The 26,737-nt window shown below is 43.2% G+C and carries 22 protein-coding genes and 1 pseudogene; 13 read left to right on the top strand and 10 right to left on the bottom strand.

Annotated features, from left to right (window positions below):
• Positions 1-189: 189 nt before the first annotated feature.
• A complete protein-coding gene (locus AC4CUX_RS05280) occupies positions 190-567 on the bottom strand; it encodes a hypothetical protein (RefSeq protein ID WP_201952652.1) in 378 nt (125 codons plus the stop codon).
• A gap of 500 nt (positions 568-1,067) precedes the next feature.
• Between AC4CUX_RS05280 and hchA the strand changes: the two genes are divergently transcribed.
• Positions 1,068-1,931 (top strand): glyoxalase III HchA, encoded by an 864-nt coding sequence (gene hchA, locus AC4CUX_RS05275; RefSeq protein WP_201952649.1) that lies wholly within the window; start codon positions 1,068-1,070, stop codon positions 1,929-1,931.
• A gap of 125 nt (positions 1,932-2,056) precedes the next feature.
• Here the strand turns inward: hchA and AC4CUX_RS05270 are convergent.
• Positions 2,057-2,817: pseudogene (locus AC4CUX_RS05270) on the bottom strand (substrate-binding domain-containing protein).
• A gap of 359 nt (positions 2,818-3,176) precedes the next feature.
• Complete coding sequence (locus AC4CUX_RS05265; RefSeq protein ID WP_078389970.1) at positions 3,177-5,000, bottom strand: acyl-CoA dehydrogenase C-terminal domain-containing protein; 1,824 nt, start codon at positions 4,998-5,000, stop codon at positions 3,177-3,179.
• 231 nt (positions 5,001-5,231) lie between these two features.
• On the opposite strand from AC4CUX_RS05265, the gene AC4CUX_RS05260 reads away from it, so the two are divergent.
• Positions 5,232-7,649 carry a hypothetical protein gene (locus tag AC4CUX_RS05260; RefSeq protein WP_201706826.1) on the top strand — a complete coding sequence of 806 codons (2,418 nt, stop codon included), beginning with the start codon at positions 5,232-5,234 and terminating at the stop codon, positions 7,647-7,649.
• A gap of 43 nt (positions 7,650-7,692) precedes the next feature.
• On the opposite strand, the gene aroE is transcribed toward AC4CUX_RS05260, so the two are convergent.
• The 3 genes from aroE to hemF all read right to left on the bottom strand — a co-directional run bounded on the left by aroE (position 7,693) and on the right by hemF (position 10,016).
• A complete protein-coding gene (gene aroE / locus AC4CUX_RS05255) occupies positions 7,693-8,481 on the bottom strand; it encodes a shikimate dehydrogenase (RefSeq protein ID WP_005401303.1) in 789 nt (262 codons plus the stop codon).
• 100 nt (positions 8,482-8,581) lie between these two features.
• A complete protein-coding gene (locus AC4CUX_RS05250) occupies positions 8,582-8,788 on the bottom strand; it encodes a hypothetical protein (RefSeq protein WP_010327619.1) in 207 nt (68 codons plus the stop codon).
• Between the two features lie 286 nt (positions 8,789-9,074).
• Positions 9,075-10,016 (bottom strand): oxygen-dependent coproporphyrinogen oxidase, encoded by a 942-nt coding sequence (gene hemF, locus AC4CUX_RS05245; protein WP_201706825.1) that lies wholly within the window; start codon positions 10,014-10,016, stop codon positions 9,075-9,077.
• 267 nt (positions 10,017-10,283) lie between these two features.
• Between hemF and hemN the strand changes: the two genes are divergently transcribed.
• Complete coding sequence (gene hemN, locus AC4CUX_RS05240; protein ID WP_201953756.1) at positions 10,284-11,648, top strand: oxygen-independent coproporphyrinogen III oxidase; 1,365 nt, start codon at positions 10,284-10,286, stop codon at positions 11,646-11,648.
• Between the two features lie 59 nt (positions 11,649-11,707).
• On the opposite strand, the gene ribA is transcribed toward hemN, so the two are convergent.
• A complete protein-coding gene (ribA, locus tag AC4CUX_RS05235; protein WP_058870370.1) occupies positions 11,708-12,310 on the bottom strand; it encodes a GTP cyclohydrolase II in 603 nt (200 codons plus the stop codon).
• A gap of 305 nt (positions 12,311-12,615) precedes the next feature.
• Between ribA and dxs the strand changes: the two genes are divergently transcribed.
• From dxs to AC4CUX_RS05195, 8 genes are all read left to right on the top strand, one after another.
• Positions 12,616-14,517 carry a 1-deoxy-D-xylulose-5-phosphate synthase gene (gene dxs / locus AC4CUX_RS05230; protein ID WP_201952643.1) on the top strand — a complete coding sequence of 634 codons (1,902 nt, stop codon included), beginning with the start codon at positions 12,616-12,618 and terminating at the stop codon, positions 14,515-14,517.
• A gap of 116 nt (positions 14,518-14,633) precedes the next feature.
• On the top strand, positions 14,634-15,464 hold the full coding sequence (locus AC4CUX_RS05225; protein ID WP_004691373.1) for an inositol monophosphatase family protein: 831 nt from the start codon (positions 14,634-14,636) through the stop codon (positions 15,462-15,464).
• A gap of 749 nt (positions 15,465-16,213) precedes the next feature.
• Positions 16,214-18,151, top strand: coding sequence for a DEAD/DEAH box helicase (locus AC4CUX_RS05220; protein ID WP_201706822.1), 1,938 nt, complete (start codon positions 16,214-16,216; stop codon positions 18,149-18,151).
• A gap of 402 nt (positions 18,152-18,553) precedes the next feature.
• Entirely contained in the window at positions 18,554-19,372 is an 819-nt protein-coding gene (locus AC4CUX_RS05215) for an ABC transporter ATP-binding protein (protein ID WP_004691369.1), read from the top strand.
• Positions 19,369-20,148, top strand: a complete 780-nt coding sequence (gene mlaE, locus AC4CUX_RS05210; RefSeq protein WP_004691368.1) for a lipid asymmetry maintenance ABC transporter permease subunit MlaE — start codon at positions 19,369-19,371, stop codon at positions 20,146-20,148. The genes AC4CUX_RS05215 and mlaE overlap by 4 nt, the downstream gene beginning before the upstream one ends.
• The gene (gene mlaD, locus AC4CUX_RS05205) at positions 20,148-20,822 is read left to right on the top strand and encodes an outer membrane lipid asymmetry maintenance protein MlaD (RefSeq protein WP_004691366.1); all 675 of its coding nucleotides are present in this window, start codon (positions 20,148-20,150) and stop codon (positions 20,820-20,822) included. Before mlaE ends, mlaD begins: the two co-directional genes overlap by 1 nt.
• Positions 20,823-20,842: 20 nt before the next feature.
• Positions 20,843-21,478 (top strand): MlaC/ttg2D family ABC transporter substrate-binding protein, encoded by a 636-nt coding sequence (locus AC4CUX_RS05200; protein ID WP_004691364.1) that lies wholly within the window; start codon positions 20,843-20,845, stop codon positions 21,476-21,478.
• A gap of 11 nt (positions 21,479-21,489) precedes the next feature.
• Positions 21,490-21,777: an STAS domain-containing protein gene (locus AC4CUX_RS05195; RefSeq protein WP_004691363.1), complete on the top strand. Its 288-nt coding sequence runs from the start codon at positions 21,490-21,492 to the stop codon at positions 21,775-21,777.
• Between the two features lie 81 nt (positions 21,778-21,858).
• Here AC4CUX_RS05195 and AC4CUX_RS05190 read toward each other — a convergent pair whose 3' ends face one another.
• Positions 21,859-22,872, bottom strand: a complete 1,014-nt coding sequence (locus AC4CUX_RS05190; RefSeq protein WP_004691361.1) for a CorA family divalent cation transporter — start codon at positions 22,870-22,872, stop codon at positions 21,859-21,861.
• A gap of 152 nt (positions 22,873-23,024) precedes the next feature.
• Between AC4CUX_RS05190 and AC4CUX_RS05185 the strand changes: the two genes are divergently transcribed.
• Together AC4CUX_RS05185 and AC4CUX_RS05180 are read left to right on the top strand one after the other, a co-directional pair.
• On the top strand, positions 23,025-23,624 hold the full coding sequence (locus AC4CUX_RS05185; protein WP_004691359.1) for an LOG family protein: 600 nt from the start codon (positions 23,025-23,027) through the stop codon (positions 23,622-23,624).
• Complete coding sequence (locus AC4CUX_RS05180; protein WP_010327611.1) at positions 23,621-24,025, top strand: NUDIX hydrolase; 405 nt, start codon at positions 23,621-23,623, stop codon at positions 24,023-24,025. Before AC4CUX_RS05185 ends, AC4CUX_RS05180 begins: the two co-directional genes overlap by 4 nt.
• Here AC4CUX_RS05180 and AC4CUX_RS05175 read toward each other — a convergent pair whose 3' ends face one another.
• Both AC4CUX_RS05175 and recG read right to left on the bottom strand, forming a co-directional pair.
• A complete protein-coding gene (locus AC4CUX_RS05175; protein ID WP_010327610.1) occupies positions 24,026-24,673 on the bottom strand; it encodes a ComF family protein in 648 nt (215 codons plus the stop codon).
• Positions 24,660-26,705, bottom strand: a complete 2,046-nt coding sequence (gene recG, locus AC4CUX_RS05170; protein ID WP_490792224.1) for an ATP-dependent DNA helicase RecG — start codon at positions 26,703-26,705, stop codon at positions 24,660-24,662. The genes AC4CUX_RS05175 and recG overlap by 14 nt, the downstream gene beginning before the upstream one ends.
• Positions 26,706-26,737 lie beyond the last annotated feature (32 nt).

Genomic DNA, 26,737 nt, shown 5'->3' with positions numbered 1-26,737 from the left:
TACGATTTTGTATATCCACAATTTGAATAGATATTTTCTTTTAAGTTCACTTAAGTTCTAGTTCAAACGTTGAACAATAAAAAATTACGATTCAATCCGCCTTTTTACATAAAGACTCATTCAAAGCCCAATCTGTGATTAGTGTTTCATGTATCTATATCGTTTTGATTTAAAAAATGACTCAATGATTTAATCATCATAGATCAGATCATCTTCATGCACATTGATAAAGTCAGGTTGCGGATTTGTATCAAATTGAACCGCAGAAATGGACTCTTTGCCTAGAATTTTTGCTTTTCCCACTCTGTGCATACCATCCATTAATCGGCCTTGAACACATAAAATGATGGGATAAGATAAATCTGCCTCTAGAATGAGTTGCATATGCGCAATAATGTCTTGAGTGGTGGGGTGAGCATCTGGATACCAATAAGCTTCGTCTAATTCCTTGATGTCTGATAGCGGAACTTGTCTGACTTGAAAAGATTGAGTGATTTCGACCAAGCGATCGACATCCCAAATATAGGTATCATTTTCAACTTTTCTAAAATGATATTGCTTTCTCATCAGGATTAAACTCAGCTAAAAATACAAAAGAATTAAAACATAAAGTCTAAAAGAATACCTGCACGTGAAATTAAGAGAGTTAATAATCATCAGGCTTTAAATGGTCAGCCATTTTTGATTCAGCCGATAATGAATAGGGTTGATTCATTTGTACGAATTAGCTTACATCAATTCCCGCTTTTTTCGCCTATACGTCTGCCTGTAAGTTTTCTAATATAGAACCATAGAGAGCAGGATGCTCCAATAGAATAACAATAAAGATCAGCTCAAGGACGAAGGTACGACAGGAGTTATACCTCAGCACTTAATACGAAAAACCCCGACAGGATGTCGGGGTTTTTTATTGCTCAAATTTTATCTTGTCATACAGGTAAGCTTATATTTACATCTTAAAACAGAGCCACGTTGAAACTTTGTTATGCTGAATAAATGAGCTGTGGTACAGAACTCTAGGTTTCGTAAAACTGAAAATAACCAAGCAATAATAAAGGAGAATCAGCATGGCACAGACCAGCCGTAATCCAAGCCCTGATTTAGCTGAAGATAATGCATTTTTTCCATCGCCTTATTCACTTTCCCAATACACCGCCAGTAAAACCGACTTCGATGGAACCGACTATCCAACACCCTATATTGGGCATAAAAAAGTTTTGATGGTCGCAAGCGATGAGCGTTATTTACTGATGAAAAATGGCAAATTCTTCTCCACAGGCAATCACCCTGTAGAAACGTTACTGCCCATGTATCATTTAGACCGCGCGGGCTTTGACATTGATATTGCGACGTTATCGGGCAATCCCGTTAAACTTGAAATGTGGGCGATGCCCCATGAAGATGCTGTTGTGCCTGCAACATTCCAAAAATACTTAGCCCAATTTAAGAAACCTTTAAAACTGGCAGATGTACTGAAAAACAGTTTAGGTGATGACTCTCCCTATTTGGCTGTCCTTATTCCCGGTGGGCATGGTGCTTTAATTGGTCTACCTGACAGTGAAGACTTAAAAACCTTACTGAAGTGGGCGGTGGCAAAAGATAAATTTGTCATTTCGCTGTGTCATGGGCCAGCAGGCTTATTGGCTGCCGCATTTAATGAAGCCCCTGAAAATTATATTTTTAAAGGGTACAAAATGTGTGTTTTCCCCGATGCACTCGATCAAGGGACCAACTTAGAAATTGGCTATATGCCGGGGGAGTTACCATGGTTACTGGCAGATCGCTTAGAAAAGTTGGGTGTTGAAGTGGTCAATAAAGAGATGTCGGGACAGTGTATTCAAGACCGTAAGCTAATTACAGGAGATAGTCCTTTGGCATCGAATACCTTGGGTAAAATGGCAGCACAAGCGCTTTTGGCCGAGGTTCAGTAATTATTGTTTTCTGAAATCAAGAGCGCCGTGGCGCTCTTTTTTATGTCCAATTTACTTGTTAAAAGTTCTAGTATTTAAGATTGGAAACTGATCTTTTATGTGGAAAAAAGATTAAAATTAAGCACTCATTTGTTCCAACCAAACTGTTTAAAAATCGCACTGCCTTGAGCAGAACTTAAAAACGTAATAAAACTTTTCGCTTCAGGATTTTTTAGACTGTGTTGTGTCAGGGCGATACCTGCATCACGGTAAATCACCAGTTCAGGTTCGATCGGAATAATTTGCCCAATGTCTGGATTACTGACCCCCCCAAATATTAAACACTAACCATGCATCATAGCTGCTGTCCGCTTCCCATGCTTTTTTCGCTGCGCCTGTATTGGGTGCATACATGGCGATATTTTTACGGAATGATTTTGTGAGCTGAATATTACCCGTTCTACCCGCAATATCTTCCCACATGCCCACTTGGCCTGCGCCATGTGTGACCAAAACTTTAGTGTTTGGTTTGCTTAGGTCTTTAAATCCCTGAATGTGTTTGGGATTGCCTTTTCTGACTAAAATGGCAGCAGGGCGTAAGTAGAGTGGCTTAATTGAGTCCTTTACGATTTTGTCAGCAAATACGCTTTCTAAATCAGACATCATGGCTTCAGAACCGCTATATATGACGTCGGCATCGAGTTTGGCTTTGTCGGCCCATTGTGAAGTAGGACCAGCGGATACATGGACATCAATTCCAGTCTTATTTTTAAATTGTTTCGCTGCTTCATGCATTGCTGGTGCTGGCCCACCTGGACCATATATTGATCGCCGCAATAGCGTCCATTGATAAAAAGCCCAGCATGAGCGGAAAGATATAGTGGCTGAGCTTATGCTTTCTTAACATTGTTATTCCCTTTATTGATATTTGAATGCTGATCATATTTTTTTTCTGATGTATTTGAATCTTTATATTATTTTTTTTGTTAAATGATTTTTTAAATATGAACGCCATTTTCTTACTTAAATTTAAGTTGTAGAAAGACAGAGCCATGGCAAAATTTTTAACGCACTAACTCTAAAAAACTATCAGAGAGCGTAGAGAACTCTTTTTAACTGTGTAGGGAACGCTTTTACCAAAGTCTAAAGATGAGGCCAGAAAATTGGAGCGACAGCTAAGTTGCTGGGGGAGTTGGATTGTTGTAAGGTCGGACAAGAAACAAAAAGAGCGCCTAGGCGCTCTTTTTATCATTTTGACACTATTAATTAGTAGTCAAAGCTAAAGTGTTCAGGTGCTAAAGAAGTCATGGTTTTTGAAGGATTGACCATTGCTTCGGCATGACCTTGGGTACGTGGCAATAAACGTTCGAAATAGAAGTCAGCTACTTTAATTTTTGCTTTATAGAATTCAGCAGATTCTTTGCCATCACCAGAAGCCAATTTTTCTGAAGCCACAGCCGCTTGTTGTGCCCAGAAATACGCCATCATCACATAGCCTGAGAACATCAAGAAATCGACAGAAGCAGAAGATACCACGTCACGGTCTTTACGAGCTGCAAGCATAATGCGAACAGTTAAGGCATTCCACTGTGCACATACTTTGGTTAAGTCCCATGCAAAACGACGCATGTATTTGTTACGTGCCTGTTGGCCACAGAATTTTAAAATTTCAGTGGTGTAGTCGCGAATCACTTTACCTTTAGAGGTCAGAAGTACTTTACGACCAATTAAGTCCAGTGCTTGAACACCTGTTGTGCCTTCATATAATGTCGCAATACGTGCATCACGTGCAATTTGCTCCATGCCCCATTCTTTAATGTAGCCATGACCGCCATAGACTTGCATACCGTGGTTTGCAGCTTCCAAGCCCAATTCAGTTAAGAAGCCTTTTAAAATTGGGGTATAGAAACCTAAGTGATCATCATGTGCTTCAAATGCAGCAGTATCGCCACGTTCAAGCGCATCTGCCATTTTGTCTGCAATTTGCGCTGCATAATAAATCATTGAACGACCGCCTTCAGCAATCGCTTTTTGTGTCAGTAACATACGGCGAACGTCAGCGTGATGAATAATGGCATCCGCGACTTTTTCAGGGTCTTTCTTGCCAGAAAGTGCACGCATCGACATACGTTCTTTGGCATATGGAAGTGCACCTTGGAAAGAAAGCTCAGCATGTGCAATACCTTGAATTGCTGTACCGATACGTGCGGTGTTCATGAAGGTGAACATGGCATGTAAGCCTTTGTTTGGCTCACCAATCAAGTAACCGACAGCATTATCAAAGTTCAACACTGCGGTTGCAGAAGCACGAATCCCCATCTTATGTTCAATCGAACCACAGGTCACAGGGTTGCGTTCACCAAGGCTGCTGTCTGCATTGACCAAGAATTTAGGCACAATGAACAGAGAAATCCCTTTGGTGCCTGCAGGTGCATCTGGAAGACGAGCAAGTACGATGTGAATGATGTTTTCAGTTAAATCTTGCTCACCTGCAGAGATGAAGATTTTGGTGCCTGAGATGTTATAAGTGCCATCGGCATTTAATTCTGCTTTGGTCTTTACTTGGCCTAAGTCGGTGCCACACTGAGGTTCAGTTAAACACATGGTACCAGACCATGTACCTGCCACTAAGTTCGGCATATACAGATTTTTCTGTTCGTCTGTACCAAACTGTAAAATGGTGTTCATACAGCCGATGCTTAAACCTGGGTACATTTGGAAAGACCAGTTTGCGGTGCCCATCATTTCCGATTTAATCAGATTTAAAGATTGAGGCAGGTTCTGACCGCCAAATTCTTCAGGGAAAGACAAACCTTGCCAGCCACCTTGGACAAACTGGTCATAAGCGTCTTTGAAGCCTTTTGGTGTTTTCACTTCACCATTGTCGAAGGTACAACCTTCTTCATCGCCCGATTGGTTTAAAGGAGATAAAATATTTTCACAAAAATCTGCTGCGCCTTCTAAGATCATATCTACCGTATCAGCGTCGGCAGCTTCACCATTCGATAGGGTTTGATAATGTGCAGGATAGTCCAGCACTTCATTCATTAAGAAGCGAATATCATGTAAGGGAGCTTTATATGCAGGCATGTGTGTAATCCTAATTTAGAAATAGTATTGGATTATTTAAATCGATCATTTCATTATTCATACATCGTATCAAAATACATTGATAGATCCGACTTGAGAAAATGTCAGAAAGGCGAATTGGTAGATAAAATCATCAATCTAAAAAGACAGTTCTGTTACACTGACTCGGTGGTCTTTTGATCATGTACTTTTTTAATAAACTATAATTAACTCAGGTTTTCAGCAAGTATTATGCGCTTAAAATATATAACACTTTGTTTATTGGGTTTGAGTATCAGTGGGTGTACTCAGCATGTCATTAAATCCAATGCCTCTTCAGATCAGCAGCTCGGGCAACAAGCCACGCATGGTCTTAATGCCATGTTTGAAAATGCCAGCTATGATTTTAAAGGTCAGTTCTCTATTCAATCTGACTTTAATTTTAATGAGTCCAAGCCAAATTCCAAGTCCAATGCTCAGTCAAATGGGACGAATTTAGATCCAGAGCTGAAAAAACAATTAGATCAGTTATTAAAAAATCAAAAGATTTCCTTTACCGCCAAAGAAAAACAAGCGCTATATGATGCACTTGCGCGTGAACAAAATCCGTATGCATCGTTGTATGGCGGTGGTGAATCACGTTCTGCTAAGGTTCAAATCGCAGAATCTTTGGTGAATTTACTCAATGACTTACGGTTTAGTTATCAAGGCTCTGTGCATTTCCGTCAAAAATTGGCAGCATTGACTTTACAGTTAAGTTATCAAAAACCAACCCTACAAGTGCAAGCACAGTTGCCGATGGTGGTTGATTTTAATGATTATAAATTTTACACCAACTACTTTGCCTTTATGCCGTTCATGGTGAATCGTGAAAGTCAGGATCGCTTTGCCTATATCGACTTTTCTAAGCATAAAGACGCATTCGGTCATATTGATTTTAAAAAGTTTGCTGAATACTTAAAGCAGATGAATGCACTGCCATATGCTTTGGCAGAGCCAAATCAAGTGCATAGTGTTGATTTAAGCAAGTCAGAAAAAGAAGCAGGCCTAAGCAAAAAAATTCGCTATATGGGTGACTTAGAAACAGCACAAGTACAATTGGGCTTATTTGAATACGTCAATAAACTGCACTATACCCAGCAGATACAAGCTTTTGATGCTGAGCGTCTGATTGAGGATGCTGCAAAAACACCAAGCGCAGCGGAAGATGCAATGCAGGCGGCGAAAGAAGCAGAGATTGCTGCGACTAGCACAAGTGAAGATCCAGCCTATGATTCACTCGAACGTGTCAGTCATTTGGTAAACCAAAAAATGCAGAACCTGAGTGGTTATGGACAGAGCGATGAACAAGAGATTGTTGTAGATGCCGCTGCCGATGCTACGGTTGATGCAGCAGCAGATGTGGCTTATGCGCAGGCCGCGACAGAAGATGCTGATGAGACAACAACTGAAGTGTCTGCTTCTGCAGCACCAAATACGCTATCTGAAGAAGCTTGCGATGCGCTCATCAACAGCAAGAACATTCCTATTGGTAAAGTGACCGCATGCCGTGATTATCAAGATATTGATGTACTTGCACCTAAAGTAACCAATGAATCTATAGATGAAGAGACTTTTGGACAAGCAGCGACCAATGTTTTGGAAGAGTTGAAACCACTCTTTAGCGCGTATCAAACAGAGCAACTGGTAGACGCACAAAGCTTTAAACAACTTTGGCAAAAACATCAGGCTGAAATTACACCGATCATGGCACAGCTGGGTAGCGAGCGTTCACCGTTTGTGATGGATGTTGGACTCGACCAAAAAGGTCGTGCGCAAAACATGGATTACAACATTGTGATTAGCGATGAGCAAATTGGTAAGCTACAAATTAAGAGCACCAATCAGGTGTTTAATTATGGCAGTGCGACCGCCATTGACCGTCAAGCTTTAAGAAATGCCAAATCGATTGAGGAAGTATCTAAAGGTTCACTGCTGGAAAATGTAGTGAAAGGCATGCTGGGCCCGTTAGGTGCAGATTCATCAAGTGTAGAGAGCGCATCATCAAGTACAACAGAATTACCTAAGGCTATTTCAGATTATTACCAGCAGGCAGCGCAGCAAAGCTATGCACGTCATCATTCTGAAGTTAAAGCGTATCAAGCGGTATTTGCTTTGATGTTTGCCGCACAACGTCCAGAGTATATTCGTTACTATAGCTCAGCGACCATCAATGAAATTTCAGAAGTGTATGCCTATGAGTTCATGGATGTTGCAGAGCCGAAGGGTGCAGCACTTAAGCGTCTGACTCAGCTACGTCAAAAACATGCTTTACAGCACGAACAAGACTTTGATGAGCTGGGAGAAAGTATCGCCAATATCGTTAATGATGCACTGGAAGATGTACAAGAAAATCAGCAATGGAAGGATTTGGCGAAGAAATACAAAACCAAGCAAGCGGTTTTTGCTCAGGTCTATCAAGACAAATTCACCGATACCTATGAGATTGACCAAGAGCAAACTGCATATTTGACTCAGTCTGCACACGTCTTTGCTAAAGCATTTGCAGATGACTTAAAAGGTCAATTGACAGAAAAATCGTTGCAAGGTTTGAAGCTTGAACATGACGACTTCTTTAGCGACTCGACCTATTACGAGACCTATAAAGCCGTACAAAAACACATGAACTAATCTGAAAAAAAGAACCTCTGCGGAGGTTCTTTTTTATTTGTGCTTATAAAAAATCTTTCAGGTTCGGTTTTACACCATTCCAAATGGAAAAAGATTCAATCGCCTGACCCACGAGCATACCATAGCCTTCCGAGGTGGGTACGCCGCGAGCCTTGGCTTGATCTAAAAAGGTAGAGGGTTTGCCATAGGCCATTTCATAGGCATATTGAAATTGCAAAGCTTCAGGCAGAATTAAAGCATCGCCACTTAGGCTGGCAGAAGTTGCGTTAATTACCAGATCAAACTGACCTTCGAGCGCATCTAAGCCGATGGCTTGCAATTCGGCTTGCGGTACAGCTGTTTTTAAGTCACTCACCAGTTGCTCTGCACGGGCAAGGGTACGATTGGCAATCACAATTTTTTTTACCCCTGCTTGTACTAGTGGATAAATAACGCCGCGAGTTGCACCACCTGCACCGATGATTAGCACATCAGTCTGGTCTAAGTTCCAGTCCAAAGCATGAATGGCATCAACTAGCCCTTGTCCATCGGTGTTGTCACCATGTAATTGACCATCGACCATCCACAGCGTATTCACAGCTTTTGCGATTTTAGCGCGTTCAGTGAGGACTGTGCAGGCGGCAAAGGCTTGTTCTTTAAACGGGACAGTGACATTAAGACCAATGCCACCCTGTGAGAAGAATTCTTGGATGTTGGCGAGGAAGCCATCGAGTGGCGCAAGACGTTTACTATAGTTGAGGTCGAGCCCCATTTTTTGTGCAAACGCATGGTGAAGTTCAGGTGAGCGAGACTGCTCAATCGGGTTGCCAATGACAGCGAATTGTTTGTTCATCGCACCAAATCCATGTGGAAAATGCTGTTCAATATACGGCAAATTACACGCAGGCTAAAGCGTTCAGTGGTTTTTTATCAACAGAGAAAAGAAAGGCGGCTTATGGATTACAGATGCTGTGAATCGCATCAAACAATAATTTTGCTGCGGTCAGGGTTAAGCCAATACCTGCAAATACGGTGATGCTGATGGATGCATTGTCATTAAACGCACTTTCAGAAAAGATAGTGGTACTGATCGAGCTTAGCAACACAATAGCAAAGCAGAAAAGAACCATGGTGGTCGAGCTAACTCTTTTTGCGAACATGTTTGGAACCTCAGAGAACGGCAAAGGAGGATACTAAATATTGATGTCATTAAAATGAATACATTGAAAATGACTTAATTTAGCTTACGGTTTTTGCGAACTTAAAAGAACCCAATTGCTGTTTTAAACCTGTGACAATGCTTTAATAAATGCAAAGAAATGACGCTTTGTGTAGTGATCATTCTACGGGGAATTGATCGGGAAATATATAAAATTTAATGGATAAGCTGCCCTAATCTAATGAAAAGGGCATGCGTGGGGGATATAGAATTGTAAGACTGTGTTTCTATTTGAGCAGCTTGAGCCAATCTTGCGGTTTCAGGTAAAAATCGGTCAGTTTTTTCTCAGCGGAATCGGCCTCCCATTCAGGTCGATATGACCAACCAGCCAAATTCGGCAAGCTCACTAAAATCGATTCAATCCGCCCACCTGTTTGTAGACCAAAAAGCGTGCCACGGTCATAGACCAAGTTATATTCGACATAACGACCACGACGATAGATTTGAAAGTCGCGTTGCACCTCGCTATAAGGCTTGTCTTGGTTACGCTGGAAGATTGGAAGAATGGCGTTGAGATAGCCATTGCCGACCGCTTGGATATAGTGGAAACAGGTTTCAAAGTCCCATTGATTGAGATCATCAAAGAACAATCCACCGACGCCACGTTGTTCGTCGCGGTGTTTTAAATAGAAGTAGTCATCGCACCATTGTTTATGTTCGGCATAGACTTCAGCGCCAAAGGGAGCACACAAGTCATGTGCCGCCTGATGCCATGACAGTACATCTTCATCATTTGGGTAAAATGGTGTGAGGTCAAAACCACCCCCAAACCACCAAATTGGATCTTGGCCTTCTTTTTCAGCCACAAACAAGCGCACGTTGGCATGTGAAGTCGGGACATTCGGATTTTTCGGATGGATCACCAAAGAAACACCCATGGCCTGTGCCTTGGCACCTGCAATTTGCGGATGGCGTTCAGTCGCTGAAGCAGGGAGCTTAGAAATGTTGATGTGTGAGAACATCACTCCACCTTTTTCAATCACTGTGCCATTTTGCAGTACGCGTGAACGACCACCACCACCTTCAGGACGCTCCCAATCATCTATTTCAAACTGTGCAGTCCCGCCGCCAGCACGCTCTTGTTGTTCAAGTGCGGCACAAATACGAGCCTGTAAGTCGAGGAGAAATTCGCGAACGCGTTGGATATCCGCAGACGTTGGGTGCTGCATGAAAAGCCTCATGGGAAAAGATGAAAACTGCTTACATCAAAACATAAAACAGCAAAAAGATTAAGAATATTTTCCGAAGAGTCCTACTGCAGCATTCGACGTCGTGAAGCATTTTAAAAATGAAATGCTGCCATGTGAAAAATAACCTGACCAATTCGCTAGGTTGAATTTTGATCCTAAGCTCAGCAGAATAACCACAGTACAGACCCGAGTTTGGCGATGCAGAATAGGCTGCATCTTCTGAATACGGAAGAGCTGATGGTAAATATGCGCGATTCATTGATTCAAAAATACAATGTTCCTGGTCCACGTTATACCAGTTATCCAACGGTGCCGTATTGGGACGAGGCGCAGTTTTCTTTAGAGCAATGGAAACAGACGCTGAAAACATCGTTTGCTGAATCGAATTCGACTGAAGGCATAAGTTTGTATATTCATCTGCCTTTTTGCGAAAGTCTCTGTACTTTTTGTGGTTGCCACAAACGGGTGACCAAAAAACATGAGATGGAGCAGCCTTATATTCAGGCGGTTTTAAAAGAATGGTCTCTTTATTGTGACTTGCTTGAAGACAAACCGCGCATTAAAGAAATTCATTTGGGTGGCGGAACGCCCACTTTCTTTTCTCCAGTGCATTTAACTCAGTTAATTGAAGGCATCCTTGCGCAAGCAGAGATTGCCGAGCAGTATGAGTTTAGCTTTGAAGGGCATCCCAACAATACCACACGGGCGCATTTGCAAGCCTTGTATGACTTGGGCTTTCGCCGTGTCAGTTATGGGGTGCAGGATTATAATGAAACCGTACAAAAAGCCATTCATCGGATACAGCCTTTTGAACATGTCGAGCAAGTGACGCAGTGGGCACGTGAAATAGGCTATAGCTCAATTTCACATGATTTGGTCTTTGGTCTGCCTTTTCAAAACCTAGATGATGTGCTCAATACCATTGATCAAACCAATCGTTTACGCCCAGATCGTCTGGCATTTTATAGTTATGCGCATGTGCCATGGATCAAAGGCAATGGGCAACGTGGTTTTAAAGACCATGATGTGCCGAAAGATGAAGTAAAACGCCAGTGCTATGAAGAAGGGAAGAATAAATTACTGGCACAGGGTTATCATGAAATTGGTATGGATCATTTTGCTTTAGAAAATGATGCGATGTATCAATCATTTCAGGCAGGCACTTTGCATCGCAATTTTATGGGCTACACCGCATCAAAAACCCAAGTGATGATAGGTTTAGGTATTTCATCCATCAGCGACAGTTGGTATAGCTTTGCGCAAAATGAAAAAAAGCTCGAAGATTATTATGCGCGACTTGAAAACAATGAACTTCCTGTCTATCGCGGGCATATTTTGAGTGCTGAAGATCTGATGATTCGTCGTCACATTTTAAATTTAATGTGTAGCTTTCAAACGTCGTGGGCAGAATCAGAGATGCAATTTCCGGAATTGGCTGAGGTCTTGAGACAACTGGAAGAAATGCGGGACGATGGTTTATTAGAGATTAAGCCACAGAGCTTACGAGTAACTGAGCAGGGCAAAGCCTTTGTACGCAACATTTGTATGGCGTTCGATTTGCATTTAAAACGCCGTCGACCTGAGAGTCGTATTTTCTCCATGACCATCTAATCTGATTGAAGCGCTCTAAACCGGCTTTTTCAAGTAGGCTTAGAGCAAATGATTAAATTTTAAAAATCATCTTTCTTGTACAAGTGTGCCATGCGTTCATGTTTGGTTTTTAAATATTCTTCATTGAAAGGATTTAAACCGACCGTCAATGGTACACGATCCACCACATTGATCCCTTGCTCTTGCAGTGCTGCAATCTTTAACGGATTGTTAGTAATCAAACGGACTTGTTGAATATTTAAATGATCTAACATAATACTGACCATGTCATAACGACGTGCATCGGCAGGGAGGTTGAGCATTAGGTTGGCATCGACTGTGTCATGCCCTTGGTCTTGTAGCGCATAAGCACGAATTTTATTGGTCAGTCCAATGCCACGACCTTCTTGACGCAAATACAGAATCACGCCTTGCCCAGCTTCATTAATCAGTTTTTGCGTGGCTTGCAATTGTGGACCACAGTCACACTTCAGTGACGCAAAGGCATCGCCCGTGAGACATTCGGAATGAACACGGACTAAAACGGGTTCTGTGATTGGCTGATCCAAACCTTTTGAGAGTGCAACATGTTCTTCACCGGTCTTGGGATCTTGAAATACGGTGATGTTAAATTCACCAAAAGCAGTCGGTAAACGGGATGTGGCAACAAATTCAATAGGCACAGCTAAACCTGTAAATAGTTCAGAAATTGGCTAAAGTATAGCGTAATGCATCGACATTGGTAGAATTGCATCCATGAATTTATGCAGAAGATTTTCTTTTTTGTATAAAGCGAACGATAATAGTTGATAAATAGTAAGATTATTCAGGATAATCACCTGCACTAAACGAACACCCAGTGAGAGCACTGCTCAAAACTGCATCGCTAGAAATATGGCTGATTGAAGGTGATAGCATTCGACGATATGATCGAATTACCCATTTGACCTAGCTAGATTTGCCAGGCTTTAGAAGGCTTTGCCATATTATGTTGTATACAGAAATACCAGCTCATCGCCCTGTAACACCGTTGTTGGATACGATTGATCATCCTCAACAACTTCGCTCGCTTGAGCAAAGTCAATTAGCACAAGTGGCAGACGAGCTACGTCAATTTATTCTGTATGCCGCAGGACAAAGTGGGGGACACTTTGGTGCAAACCTCGGTGTAGTCGAGCTCACCGTGGCATTACATTATTGCTTTAACACGCCGAATGACCGCTTAATTTGGGATGTCGGTCATCAAGCTTATCCGCATAAAGCCTTGACGGGCCGCCGTGAACAGCTCACGACGATTCGTGCTAAAGATGGTTTGGCTGCCTTTCCTGCGCGTGATGAATCGGTGTTTGATACCTTTGGAGTCGGACATTCTTCGACTGCGATTTCAGCAGGTTTGGGTATGGCGCTGGCACGTCGTTATCAAAACAATCCATGTGAAGTGGTCGCGATCATTGGCGATGGGGCGATGACAGCAGGTATGGCCTTTGAAGCTATGAATGATGCAGTCGCGCATGATGCGGACCTGATGGTGGTGCTGAATGACAACGATATGTCGATTTCATGCAGCACAGGTGGTTTTGCTAAACATTTGGCTTCGATTTGGGAAAGTGGTCAGTCCATTAATATTTCAGCGGATGGCGAAGCTTATGTACAGCCACATCCTGAATGGACCTATAACTCACGCTTACACAGTGCAGCGACAGATGCGGCTGACAACGTCTTTAAAGCGATTGGTTTTGATTACTTTGGGCCTTTCGATGGGCACGATGTCGAACAGCTGACACAAGTCTTTACCGCATTGAAAAAACGTAAAGGTCCACGTTTAATTCATGTCTATACAAAAAAAGGCAAAGGCTTTGCACCTGCTGAAGCTGACCAAATCAAATATCACGCGATTACAAAAATAAATGCCAAGTCTGCTCCACAAACGGCGCCTAAATATTCAGATGTATTTGGTCAATGGTTATGTGATGAAGCCGCACAAGATGAGCGTTTACTGGCGATTACCCCTGCCATGTGCGAAGGCTCAGGTATGGTCGGTTTTGCCAAACAGTATCCACAGCGCTTTTTTGATGTTGCGATTGCAGAACAGCACGCTGTAACTTTAGCGGCAGGTATGGCATGTGAAGGCTTAAAACCTGTGGTGGCCATTTACTCGACTTTCTTGCAGCGCGGCTATGATCAATTGATTCATGATGTTGCCTTGCAAAATCTAGATGTTACCTTTGGTATCGACCGTGCAGGCTTAGTGGGTGAAGATGGCCCGACTCATGCTGGGGCCTATGACTATGCCTTTATGCGCACCGTACCGAATTTGGTGATTATGGCGCCTAAAGACGAAAATGAATGTCGTCAAATGTTGCATACTGCTTATTTATATAATGGTCCTGCTGCAGTGCGTTACCCGCGTGGCAATGGTTTGGGTGTTGAAATTCAACAACAGATGACCCCGATGGAAATTGGTCAGGCTGAAATTGTAGCGAGCTTTAATGATGCCCAAGACGACGTTATTAGCATTCTTGCCTTTGGTAGTCGTGTTCAGGCCGCAGTAGAGGCAGCACAGAAATTAGCTGAACAAGATTTAGCGGTTCGTGTGGTGAATATGCGCTTTGTTAAACCGCTTGATGAAAAGATGATAGCGACTTTAGCACCATCAACGGCTTTATTTGTTACGGTTGAAGAACATGCGGTAATGGCGGGTGCGGGCAGTGCAGTCAATGAATATCTGGCACAAGCTCAAATCGTGAAACCGATGTTAAATCTCGGTTTAGCGGATACATTCATGCATCAAGCCACGCATGCGCAAATGTTGCATCAGGCGGGACTAGATGTAGAAGGCATTGAAAGCTCGGTGCGCCAAGCATGGTTAAAACTTGTACATATGGTTTAAGCACCGTTTTTAAATTTTAGAAACATTTTTTCCCTAAAAGCCCCGATCTTTGATAAGATGCGCGGGCTTTTATGCATTATTCTTTATCAATATCTTCAAATTGTAGTGGGTGTTCAATGGAACCTATGGTGGTGATGGCTGCGCGTGCGGCTCAATTAGTCGGTCAAGAGCTTTTAAAAGCGCATCAAAATCGTCATAAGCTCGATCTACAAGTCGAAGAAAAAGGAATTGATGGTCCTGTAACGCGTGTAGACCGTTATTTGGAACAACTGGCTATCGATACCCTACGTAAAAGCTATAAAAATCACAGCTTCCTTGGTGAAGAGTTTGGTTTTCAAGAAGGTAAAGGTCACGACGCAGATTGGTGTTGGATCATTGACCCACTTGATGGCACTCTAAACTTCATTAACGGTGTTCCTCACTTCTGTATCTCTATTGCAGTTCAACATAAAGGCATTACTCAACACGGCGTAATTTACGACCCTGTGAAAGATGAATTGTTCTCTGCAAGTCGTGGTCGCGGTGCCATGATGAACCAACGCCGTATTCGTGTAAATGTGAAAGACAGCCTTGAAAATACATTCATGTCTGTGGGTCATGCTTACCGTGCAAAACGTAATGGTGAAGTGATTTCTTATGCAAAAAATCATTTTGATTCATTGTTAAATGTGACTGAAGCTGGCGCGCAATACCGTCGTACAGGTTCTGCAGCATTAGATTTGGCGTATGTTGCAGCAGGTCGTTTCGACGCGTACTTCGAACTCGGTTTAAAGCCTTGGGATATCGCAGCTGGCGAGTTGATCGTGAAAGAAGCGGGCGGTACAGTGGTTGATGCACGTGGTGGTAGCGAATCTATGGAAAATGGCCAAGTACTGGCATGTTCTATGAAAATGTTGAAACCTCTGATGAAAGCAGTTGTACCTGCTTGGGGTGAAGCTGCTAAGTAATAACATGCAGATCGTGTTTTAAGACATTGAAAAAGCCCTCATAAGAGGGCTTTTTCTTTGATAAGGATGAAAAAAGTAAAGACCTTTGTGGTGATTTACTTTATGGCTTTGACCTCTATAGATTGTAAAACATAGGCTGTGCCAGATTCTGATCACCTCTTAATGAAGATAGCTCTATCTCAGAAATAAAGTGGGTTAAAATTAGCCAGCGTATAGACACCTATTTAAGCTTGCTGTGTGTAATGTTCATTACAGGTCACAGATACCAGTCAAATCACGGCAACATTAGAGAGCTAGTACAATTAATTGCGTTTTATGGCTGATAGTTGAGGGATAGAACGTAGAATGCTATTCAATATTTTTCTAGATGGTCAAAAAAATTAAAGTGAAAACCTGCATTTATTCAATCTTTGAGGAAAATATTGTATCAATTTCACGAAAAGAGGTGACTTTTAAAAATATCCTGTTATACTCCGCCCACGCACTAAATTTCGTTCATTACCTGAACATTCTCTTCTATCATTGTGTATGCGCGTCCGGTCCAAAGAGAGGACATTATTTCGCGCCCCACCCAATCGCTTAAGCGATTCCTTCAGGTTGCGGCTGTAATCAAATGTGCGTTATACGCATCGTCGTTCTCGGATCGCCGCTGATTCTATATTTTCAGCGATTATTGCTGTGCCGCTTTTTGCCGATGTCCATCAGACCATATATTTAATGGAGCACCCATTTTTCGGGTGAAATACTCTATGAGCAAAACTTTTGCTGATTTTCCTTTACATGAATCGTTACAACAAGCTTTACAAAGCTTAGGTTTTACTTCTCCTACGCCTGTACAGGAACAATCGATTCCTGCAGCTTTGGAAGGTAAAGACCTTTTAGTATCTAGCCAAACAGGTTCAGGTAAAACTGCAGCGTTCTTACTTCCAACGTTAAACGCACTTGCAGCACAAGAGACTTTCGTTCCGTTCAAAGAACGTATGAAAGCAATTACACAACCGAATATCTTGGTTCTTTGCCCAACTCGTGAGTTGGCGCAGCAAGTAAGCCAAGACGCGATTGGTTTTGTCCGTCACATGAAAGGTGCACGTATTGCAGCGATCATGGGTGGTATGCCGTTTGGTAAGCAAATCCAACAGTTAAAAGGTGCACAAGTTGTTGTTGCGACTCCAGGTCGTTTACTTGACCTTGTAAACCGTCGTCAAATTAAATTAGACCAAGTTGATGCGCTTATTGTTGACGAAGCAGACCGTATGCTTGATCTAGGTTTCTCTGAAGACTTAGAAGCAATCAGCGATCTTGCTGCAAACCGTAAACAGACTTTAATGTTCTCTGCAACATTTGCTGGTCGTATCATTACACTTGCTGAACGCATGATGAATGATCCACAACGTATTGCAATCGAAACTGGTCACTCTACGAATACTGACATCACTCAGACTTTACACTGGACTGATGGCTTTGAGCACAAGAAAAAATTACTAACGCATTGGTTAAGTGCTGAAGATGTAGATCAAGCTGTTGTCTTTGCTTCTACTCAAGAAGACACCGATATGTTGGCTGAAGAGCTTGCTGAAGCAGGTTTATCAGTTGTAGCACTTCACGGTGCTATGCCACAAACTGTTCGTAACCGTCGTTTACGTAGCATCCGTGAAGGTCGTGCAAAAATTTTAGTTGCAACCGACGTTGCTGCACGTGGTCTTGATGTACCAACAATTTCACACGTAATTAACTTCGGTCTTCCAATGAAGAACGAAGACTATGTACACCGTATTGGTCGTACAGGTCGTGCGGGCCGTACTGGTAAAGCAATCACTTTAGCAACTTACCGTGAACGCGGTAAAATCCGTGCTTTAGAAGATTTCTTAGATGCGCGTTTGAATGTATCTGAAATTGAAGGTCTTGAGCCATCTCCACCTCCTGCACGCGGTAGTCGTGATGGCGGTGGTCGTGGTCGTGATGGTCGTGGTCGTGATGGCGGCGGTCGTGATGGCGGCGGTCGTGGTCGCGGTGGTTTCGGTGGTCGCGATGGCGGCGGTCGTGCTCGTTTCGAAGGTGAGTCTAACTTTAAACGTCGTGAAGGTGGTGATGACCGTCCACGTCGTAGCTACGATGACAAACCTCGTGGTGATCGTCCATCATTTGGTGGTGAAGATCGTCCACGTCGTGAGTTTAATAATGATCGTCCACGTCGTGAAGGCGGTTTCGGTGATCGTCCACAACGTTCTTTTGATGACCGTCCAAAACGTGATTTTGGTGATCGTCCAGCGCCACGTCGTGAAGGCGGTTTCGGTGATCGTCCGCAACGTTCTTTTGATGATCGTCCAAAGCGTGAATTCAACTCTGATCGTCCACGTCGCGAAGGCGGTTTCAACGATAAACCACGTTTTGACTCGAATGATGACAACCGCGGTAACCGTGTAGACTACAAACCACGTCGTGAAGGTTCTTTTGGTGACCGCCCAAAACGTGATTTTGGTGATCGTCCAGCGCCACGTCGTGAAGGTGGTTTTGGTGACCGTCCACAACGTTCTTTTGGTGATGACCGTCCAAAACGTACTTTCGGTGGTGAAGACCGTCCTAAGCGTACTTTTGGTGGCGAAGACCGTCCGAAGCGTGAATTTAATTCAGATCGTCCACGTACTGAAGGTGGTTTTGACCGCCCACGTCGTAAGTTTAACGACTAAGTCTGAATGAATAAAAAAACCAGTGGAAACACTGGTTTTTTTTTGTCTACGGCTGTAAAAAAATAAATTAAAATGTATACTGAGTCATATTTTAATTGTATTGATAATAATGATGCACAATAATGAGGTTGAATCAATCGCCACACTCTCTGACGTGAAAGAGGTCAATATGGCACATTATCTCGGACTCTTTTTGCTGATTTGCAATATTCTTTTCTTTGTCTATAGTCGTTATGGATGAAGTAATTCATCTTATTTAGTTTGTTTTCGCAGTACAAATAAATATAAATACAACCAACTGAAATCAATTCGTGCACAAAATTAGACACGGAATACGCTAACATATCGTTTTTTAATCCTTTATAGTATGCATGCTGAAAAAATGCAGGAAAACGCACAGCTATGAATAATCAAGCGCCTCTGACTGCTCAAGCCCTCATTGAGGTCAAAGACCTGAGTTTTAAGCGAGGGGAACGTGTCATTTATGATCAGGTCAATTTAAAAATTCGACAGGGTCAAATTACGGGCATTATGGGACCATCGGGTACAGGTAAAACCACTTTACTGCGTTTAATTGGCGGACAATTGACCCCTGACCAAGGTGAAGTGCTTTTTGATGGGCAAAATATTGCGAAAATGTCACGCAAAGAGTTATTCGCTGCGCGTGCGCGTATGGGCATGCTTTTTCAAAGTGGCGCATTGTTTACCGATATGTCGGTATATGAAAATGTGGCCTTTCCGATAAGAGCACATACCAAACTGCCTGAGCATTTACTGTCAGAAATTATATCTTTAAAACTAGAATCTGTCGGCTTACGTGGTGCAGAACAGATGATGCCTTCTGAGCTCTCAGGCGGGATGAACCGTCGTGTGGCTTTGGCACGTGCAATTGCGCTAGATCCTGAGCTGATCATGTACGATGAGCCATTTGCAGGACAAGATCCAATTGTGAAGGGTGTACTTACACGTCTGATTCGGTCATTGCGAGAAGCTCTTGATTTAACAACAATTATTGTTTCACATGACGTGGCTGAAACCTTATCGATCGCAGACTATATCTATGTTGTTGCTGAAGGTAAAGTGCAAGGTGAAGGCACGCCTGAACAATTGCAGGCGAATGCTTCTCCGTTTGTTAAACAGTTTTTAACAGGTGCAGTTGAAGGGCCTGTCGATTATCAATTTAGCCATAAGGCATATCTAAATACTGAGGTGCAAGCATGAATGCGATAGCACTCTTAGGTCGACGCGTGATTGAACGGGTTCGCGGCATTGGTGTTGCCAGCCTGATGTTATTACAAATTTTATTTTCGATGCCCACTGCTTTAGGTGTTCGGTTATTTGTTTACCAAATGTACCGTGTTGGGGTGTTATCACTGCTTATTATTGTGGTGTCAGGGCTATTTATTGGCGCGGTACTGGGCTTACAGATGTATAGCATCTTGGTGACCTTTGGTAGTGAAGCGATGCTGGGTACAGCAGTTGCGTTAACCTTACTTCGTGAGTTAGCACCTGTAGTTGCAGCATTGCTGTTTGCAGGTCGTGCAGGTTCTGCATTAACGGCTGAGATTGGCTTAATGAAAGCCACAGAGCAGCTGTCCAGTATGGAAATGATCGGGGTTGATCCACTTAAACGAGTAATCTCACCGCGACTTTGGGCCGGTATTTTCAGTTTACCGATGTTGTCTGTCATTTTCGCTGCGGTGGGGATTATGGGTGGTAAAATGGTAGGGGTAGACTTCTTGGGTGCAGATGAAGGTTCTTACTGGAGTGGCATTCAAAGTAGCGTAGAGTTCTATAAAGATGTCCTGAATGGCACCATCATTAAAAGTTTTGTTTTTGCTTTAATTTGTACATGGATTGCGGTGTATCAAGGCTATGCCTGTGAACCGACATCTGAAGGTATTGCGACATCAACCACACGCACTGTGGTGTATTCATCGCTCTGTGTTTTAGGTTTTGATTTTGTGTTGACTGCGGTCATGTTTGGAGGTGTTTAATGAAATCACGTGCAAGTGAGCTGGCAGTCGGCATATTTGTCATTTTATTCGGTATCGCGTTGTTTTTTATCGCGATGCGTGTGAGTGGCTTGGTGGGATCGAATCTCAGTGATCGCTATGAAATGAGTGCAACCTTCGATAACGTAAATGGTTTAAAACCACGTGCTAAAGTGACGATGAGTGGGGTAAAAATTGGTCAAGTCGATCAAATAAGCTTAGACCCTGTGACACGTTTAGCGACCGTTTCTTTTTCTTTGGATGGTAAATTAACGACCTTTAATGCAGCACAACTCAAAGAAGTTGAAAAGAATGCACTTGAAGAGCTTCGTTACAGTAGCGACTATACCGCTGCGGATGCTGCGCAACAAAAAGAAATGGAAAAGCAACTTATTGCGAACATGAAGTCCATCACCAGCATTGATGAAGATGCTTATATTATGGTGGCAACCAATGGTCTGCTAGGGGAGAAGTACTTGAAAATTGTTCCAGGGGGTGGTTTGAACTACGTGAAACGTGGTGAAAGCATTGGCAATACCCAAGGCACAATGGACCTAGAAGACTTAATTACTAAATTTATTACGGGCGGTGCAGGTAAATCGAAAGATGCTTCAGCAACAACTGAGCAACCTGAAACTGCTGAAACAGCAGATGCCAACGTGTCATTTGTTGAATGATTTGAAGAGGACCAATTGTAGTGAATACTTTATTGAAACAAACACTGACAGCTAGCATTTTAACTACAATGTTTGCGGGTACTGCTTTTGCAGCACCAAGTGAAGCACCACCTGCTTTTGTTAAAAAAGTGGCAGATGGTTTGATTGCGCGTTTAAAAGCGGATCATGCCAAACTCCAAAACAACCCAGCTGCTGTGAAAACGATTGTTCGTCAAAACTTAGACCCCTATGTGGATTCACAAGCGTTTTCTCGTATTGTGATGGGGACTTATGCAACCAATCAGTACAGTACAGCTGCACAACGCGCGAAGTTTGAAAATAATTTCCGTGAAACACTGATTGAAAACTACGGTACTGCATTTGCCAAGTTCAGCAATCAGACATATACCATCCGTCCGTATAAAGAAACCAATAGCAAAAACCCTGTGGTGACGATCGACTTTAATAACAAAGGCGAAAAAATCCCAGTGTCTTTCCAGTTGGCGGATAAAGGCAATCAATGGAAAATCCGTAATATCAATGTGTCGGGTATCGACCTTGGTTTACAGTTCCGTAATCAGTTCGCGGCAACGGTTAAACGTAATGGTGGCGACCTAGATAAAGCGATTGCAAATTTCCAACCTGATGCAGAAGCAGCGGTTGAAAAGAAAAAATAAGTAGGTGAAAGGTGATTAACTTTAGCAATCAGGAAATGCAGCTTTCAGGTCAGATTACATATGACAATGCTGAAAGTTACTATCAACAAGGTTTGAAGGTGATTCAGTCACAGTCTTATCCTGTGGTGGTGAATTTGGCCCAACTGGAGCATGGTAGTACATTAGCATTAGCAGTATTGGTGCGTTGGTTACGTCAAACACCCGATGCACATAGTTTACATTTTAAAGCTGTACCTGAAAAAATGATGAAAGTGATTCAAGCCTGTCATTTACAGGATGACTTAAAGTTAATCCCTTAAATAAAAAAAGCACCTTAAGGTGCTTTTTTTATATGTTGCGTTTCTTAAATCTATTGGGAAAGGCAGTGTTTTAACGTGTACTCAAATCCATTTCTTCCAGCGGAAGTAAATGAGCGGACCAATCAGGAAGGCCATTAAGATCAGGCTAACCACAATAAAACTGGTGCCGCCTTTGGCAAAAGGCAACACGTCGGTGTTCATGCCGTAAATACTGGCAATCAGCATTGGTGGAGCGAGCATACTGGGTAAGATAGAGAAGCGACGAATCGTGTCATTCTGCTCGGTGTTAATGAAGCCTGAGGTGGTGTCCAGTAAGAATCGCACTTTTTGGAACAAGAAGGCATCATGCTCAACCAGTGAGCGAACGTCTTCACTGAGCTCTCGAATATCCGCATCATAAATATGACTACCTAAAGCACGCGGGCGTGATAAAAAGGTCAGTACACGGCGTAAGTCAATCAAACACAGCTGTGCTTTTCCAAGCATATCTTCCAAGTGTGCCAGACGGGTAATCATGTCATCTAAGTCGAGAATCATCTCACGGTGACGGTTATTCAGCACTTCTGTGGAATACTTTTCCAAGTCCTTGTGGATATCTTCTAAGATATCCGCAAGCTCGTCCAGCTTCGCCTCGAGTAAACCGAGTAAGATCCACGTTGGATCTTTATAGTCGATTTCGTAGTCATTGCGGCGCGCACGCGCACGAAAGGCACGGAACGCCACCAGTTTTTCCCCGCGAAGGGTAAAGAGACGTTCTTTATGTAAAATGAAAGCGACAGTTTGTACCGTGGCAAGGGCACCGCTGCTTTCTTCAGGCTCACCATCGACTTGATAGTTTTTATTTTTCGTTAAAAAATACGTACTGATATGCAAAATACCGTCGTCATCACGGTAGAATCGAGCTGAAGATGAAATGTCTTCGAGTGATTTTAGCGTAGGTAAATTTTGTTCATATGCATCTAAAATCCACTGTTGTTCTTCTTGAGAGGGAGCAATGAGGTCAAGCCAGACCAAATCGGGCTGAAGATCGAAATCGCCATTAATGGTGATGTCTTCTAAGCTACCGCGCTCTGTGGCGTAAAAGGCTTCAAGCATGCCGTCTTTCTCCTTTGCGCAGTAATGGTTGAAGTGGATGGGTGTATTTTAGACAAGGATTGCAATAAAAACACTGATCGAATGGTTAAATTGCTAAAAAATATCCATTCATTTTAGTGAAGTTGCATGACAATTAAATATCAGAGTAAAAAATGACAAATTCAATTGCGATCTTTTGTGGTTCCGCATTAGGTTCAGATCAAATCTTTTCCGAAACAGCACGTCAGGTTGGACACGCCATTGCAGAACAAGGCAAAACCTTGGTCTATGGTGGTGGTCGTTCGGGCTTAATGGGTATTGTGGCAGACAGTGCTTTAGAGGCAGGCGGTCAAGTGATTGGCGTGATTCCACACGTGCTGGTGGATCGTGAGCTGGCGCATCAAGGCCTGACCGAGTTACATGTCGTTAAAGACATGCAAGAGCGTAAACTGAAAATGTCAGCCTTGTCGGATGGATTTATTGCAATGCCTGGCGGCGCAGGGACTTTAGAAGAAATTTTTGAACAATGGACGTGGGCTCAGCTCGGCATTCACCTCAAGCCGAATGCCTTTTTAAATGTAAATGGCTTTTATGATGATTTACTTAAATTCCTAAAGATGACCACCGACAAAGGCTTTACCCATGCACGCTTTACCGACAGCCTGATTGTATCGGATTCAGTGAAAGCAATTTTAAAGCAGATGGATCAGTTCCAAGCACCTGAACCGAAGTGGGGCATGGTTGATCCTGAGTTGTTGGATGTCAAAGCATGAAGGTGATTACTGTCGCTGCGGCTATTATTGTGAATGAACAGCAGCAGCTTTTGTTGGTGCGTAAGCAGAACACCGCATGTTTTATGCAAGTGGGTGGTAAGCTTGAGCCCAATGAAGCACCTGAGCAAACCATGCTGCGTGAGATTCGGGAGGAAATTGGAAGTGATGCGACGATTGAACAGTTTGTTGGTCGTTTTGAAACAGCCACCGCCAATGAACCTGATTTTAAATTGGTCAGCTATGTTTACCATGTTCAGCTTCAGCAAGCGCCACAAATTGCGGCTGAAATTGCAGAAATGAAATGGGTCAGTTTGAATGACCAGCAGACTGCACTTGCACCGCTGACCACTGAGGTGGTCATGCCATGGGTACGTGAACATTTGATGATTGACGTAGTCTAATTATTCAAGTGCATAGGCAATACACGCTGCGCTGACTTTATGACAACCCAATTGTTCAAGCTGTAAAGTCAGTGCCTGAATCGAGCTGCCTGTGGTCACGACATCATCCAAAATCAAAACACGTCGGTAGAGTTTTACGTACTGGCGTTGCTGTGAATCGATTTTAAACTGTTGATGAATTTTATCTAAGCGTTCTAGTCGACTGAGTCCTTTTTGCGAATGTTGATGCAGTCGTATCACAGGCTGCCAAATGGGAACATTGAACTGCTTGGCTAAGTCTTTGGCGAGGATCATTGATTGGTTGTAGCCACGTTCCGCTAAACGCTGAGTCGAAATCGGCATAGGAACAATTGCTTGCACTTTCGGTAAGCGAATTTGCTGAAGAATGCCTGACAGTAGAGGCTGCCAATGCAGTTGTTGTTCGTATTTGAACTGCTGAATAAGATGATCTAAAGGATATTGATAATGTCCCGCCACATGAATACTCAGCTCTTGTTTTTCAATGGTCTGTGGATGCAGTGGGAGTTGTTGCCAGCAATCCAAACAGACCGAATGTAGATCTGCGCGTACAATGCCACACAACTGACAGGGCTGTGCTCTGTGTAGCAACTGTTTGGCAGTATGTAGCAGATGACTAAACATAGGCATAGCGTGGTGCTTCAGGCAGCCAGCGTTTCAGTAAGGCTTCAGCATTTTGTGGATAGTCTTTTAAAATCTGAGCTGCGACAAAATGGGCTTGATTGAGCAAATGATCATCGCGTTCTAGTTTCGCCACACGAAAGCCCATATCACCCGTTTGTTTGGTACCGAGCAATTCACCAGGGCCACGAATTTCCAAATCTTTTTCGGCAATTAAAAAGCCATCATTGGTTTCCCGCATGATGCGTAGGCGTTCTTGTCCATTTTGAGACAGTGGGCTTTTATATAATAGGGCGCAAAAGCTAGCCTTGGCGCCTCGACCAACACGGCCACGTAATTGGTGTAATTGAGAGAGTCCTAAACGTTCTGCATTTTCAATCACCATGATCGAGGCATTCGGTACATCGACTCCCACTTCAATCACTGTGGTCGCAATCAAGAGTTGTAATTCATTCGCTTTAAACTGTTGCATCACTGCTTGTTTTTCGTCGGCTTTCATTTTGCCATGTACAAGGCCAATGTTGAGTTCGGGGAAACGTTCTTTAATTTCTAAATAGGTCGCTTCAGCAGCTTGAGCATCTAAGGTTTCAGACTCTTCAACCAAGGTGCAGACCCAGTAAGCTTGTTTGCCTTCTAGGCAGTTACTAGCAATACGCTGTAGGACTTCCTCTCGGCGGTCAAGTGGAATGGTTACAGTTTGAATCGGCGTTCGTCCGGGTGGAAGTTCATCAATCACGGACGTGTCCAAGTCTCCATAGGCAGACATAGCTAAAGTCCGTGGAATAGGGGTTGCGGTCATCACCAATTGATGTGGGGTCATATTCTGCGCGCCTTTATTGCGTAGGGCTAAGCGCTGATCGACCCCGAAGCGGTGCTGCTCATCAATAATGACTAATCCAAGTTTGGCAAAGCGGACATTGTCTTGAAACAGGGCGTGTGTACCTACCACTAGATGCGCTGTGCCATCGACAATGGCTTGTTCGGCTGCGGCACGGGCTTTACCTTTTTGTTTACCTGAAAGCCAAGACACACTAAGTCCCAAAGGCTCAAACCATTTTTTAAAGTTGAGATAATGTTGTTCCGCCAAAATTTCAGTCGGTGCCATTAATGCTACTTGCCAACCTTCTTCTAAGACATGGCAGGCTGCGACGCCTGCGACCAAGGTTTTGCCTGCGCCGACATCGCCTTGAACCAAACGTAACATCGGTTTATTGAGTTTTAAGTCTTGTACAATTTCTTTGGAGACGCGCTTTTGTGCATTGGTCATTTCAAAAGGCAGACTGCTGAGCAGTTGTTTGGCAAACTGACGACTGGCAGAAATACGTGGTGCTTCAATCTGTTGGATATAGGCACGACGGCTTAATAAACTGACCTGATGCGCAACCAATTCTTCAAAAATCAAACGTTGCTGGGCAGGATGTGAGCCTTGGCTCAATTGCAGCATATTGGCATCGACTGGAGGGTGGTGGATGTAGTCCAACGCTTGTTTAAGTGCATAGCCATTGGTAAATTTTGCGGGAAGCAGTTCAGGTAAATCATCACTGTGCTTGGCGAGAGCCTGTTTGATGTATTCACGAAACTTAGGTTGCGTCAGACCTTCTGTGCTGGGGTAAATCGCAGTCAGTTGGGTTTGTGGAAGCGGCGTATGTTCTGTAATGAGCTGAATTTCGGGATGATACATTTCCAAGCCACGTGCACCCACACGGACTTCACCAAAAATACGCAGACGATTACCGATCTTTGCACGATCCGTTAAGCCTTTATAAATATGGTAAAAGCGCAAAGTCACTTTGCCAAAGTCATCTTGCAGTCCAATCGCCATTGATTTACGTTTACCCGGCGGAAAGTCCACACCTTGAATCGTGCCTTCGAGTAAGTAGCTACGCCCCACAGTCAATTGGTTCATGGGGATGATCGTGCTACGATCTTCATAATCTCGTGGCAGATGAAACAACAGATCATCTGTAGTGAAGAGATTCAACTTTTCAAGTAGTGCAGCAGAGGCAGCTCCGACCCCCTGCAACTGATGGACTGCAGCCATGTCCCCTCAACTTTGTCTGTGATTTGGTGCTA

The organism is Acinetobacter sp. 231_lipA (assembly GCF_058243005.1).
This window is presented reverse-complemented; position numbering and strand designations above follow the sequence as displayed.

Excerpts from the sequence above, each read along its gene's own strand:
- AC4CUX_RS05280 (WP_201952652.1), bottom strand. The coding sequence starts at position 567 with ATGAGAAAGCAATATCATTTTAGAAAAGTTGAAAATGATACCTATATT.
- hchA (WP_201952649.1), top strand. The coding sequence starts at position 1,068 with ATGGCACAGACCAGCCGTAATCCAAGCCCTGATTTAGCTGAAGATAAT.
- AC4CUX_RS05265 (WP_078389970.1), bottom strand. The coding sequence starts at position 5,000 with ATGCCTGCATATAAAGCTCCCTTACATGATATTCGCTTCTTAATGAAT.
- AC4CUX_RS05260 (WP_201706826.1), top strand. The coding sequence starts at position 5,232 with ATGCGCTTAAAATATATAACACTTTGTTTATTGGGTTTGAGTATCAGT.
- aroE (WP_005401303.1), bottom strand. The coding sequence starts at position 8,481 with ATGAACAAACAATTCGCTGTCATTGGCAACCCGATTGAGCAGTCTCGC.
- AC4CUX_RS05250 (WP_010327619.1), bottom strand. The coding sequence starts at position 8,788 with ATGTTCGCAAAAAGAGTTAGCTCGACCACCATGGTTCTTTTCTGCTTT.
- hemF (WP_201706825.1), bottom strand. The coding sequence starts at position 10,016 with ATGCAGCACCCAACGTCTGCGGATATCCAACGCGTTCGCGAATTTCTC.
- hemN (WP_201953756.1), top strand. The coding sequence starts at position 10,284 with ATGCGCGATTCATTGATTCAAAAATACAATGTTCCTGGTCCACGTTAT.
- dxs (WP_201952643.1), top strand. The coding sequence starts at position 12,616 with ATGTTGTATACAGAAATACCAGCTCATCGCCCTGTAACACCGTTGTTG.
- AC4CUX_RS05225 (WP_004691373.1), top strand. The coding sequence starts at position 14,634 with ATGGAACCTATGGTGGTGATGGCTGCGCGTGCGGCTCAATTAGTCGGT.
- AC4CUX_RS05220 (WP_201706822.1), top strand. The coding sequence starts at position 16,214 with ATGAGCAAAACTTTTGCTGATTTTCCTTTACATGAATCGTTACAACAA.
- AC4CUX_RS05215 (WP_004691369.1), top strand. The coding sequence starts at position 18,554 with ATGAATAATCAAGCGCCTCTGACTGCTCAAGCCCTCATTGAGGTCAAA.
- mlaE (WP_004691368.1), top strand. The coding sequence starts at position 19,369 with ATGAATGCGATAGCACTCTTAGGTCGACGCGTGATTGAACGGGTTCGC.
- mlaD (WP_004691366.1), top strand. The coding sequence starts at position 20,148 with ATGAAATCACGTGCAAGTGAGCTGGCAGTCGGCATATTTGTCATTTTA.
- AC4CUX_RS05190 (WP_004691361.1), bottom strand. The coding sequence starts at position 22,872 with ATGCTTGAAGCCTTTTACGCCACAGAGCGCGGTAGCTTAGAAGACATC.
- AC4CUX_RS05185 (WP_004691359.1), top strand. The coding sequence starts at position 23,025 with ATGACAAATTCAATTGCGATCTTTTGTGGTTCCGCATTAGGTTCAGAT.
- AC4CUX_RS05180 (WP_010327611.1), top strand. The coding sequence starts at position 23,621 with ATGAAGGTGATTACTGTCGCTGCGGCTATTATTGTGAATGAACAGCAG.
- AC4CUX_RS05175 (WP_010327610.1), bottom strand. The coding sequence starts at position 24,673 with ATGCCTATGTTTAGTCATCTGCTACATACTGCCAAACAGTTGCTACAC.
- recG (WP_490792224.1), bottom strand. The coding sequence starts at position 26,705 with ATGGCTGCAGTCCATCAGTTGCAGGGGGTCGGAGCTGCCTCTGCTGCA.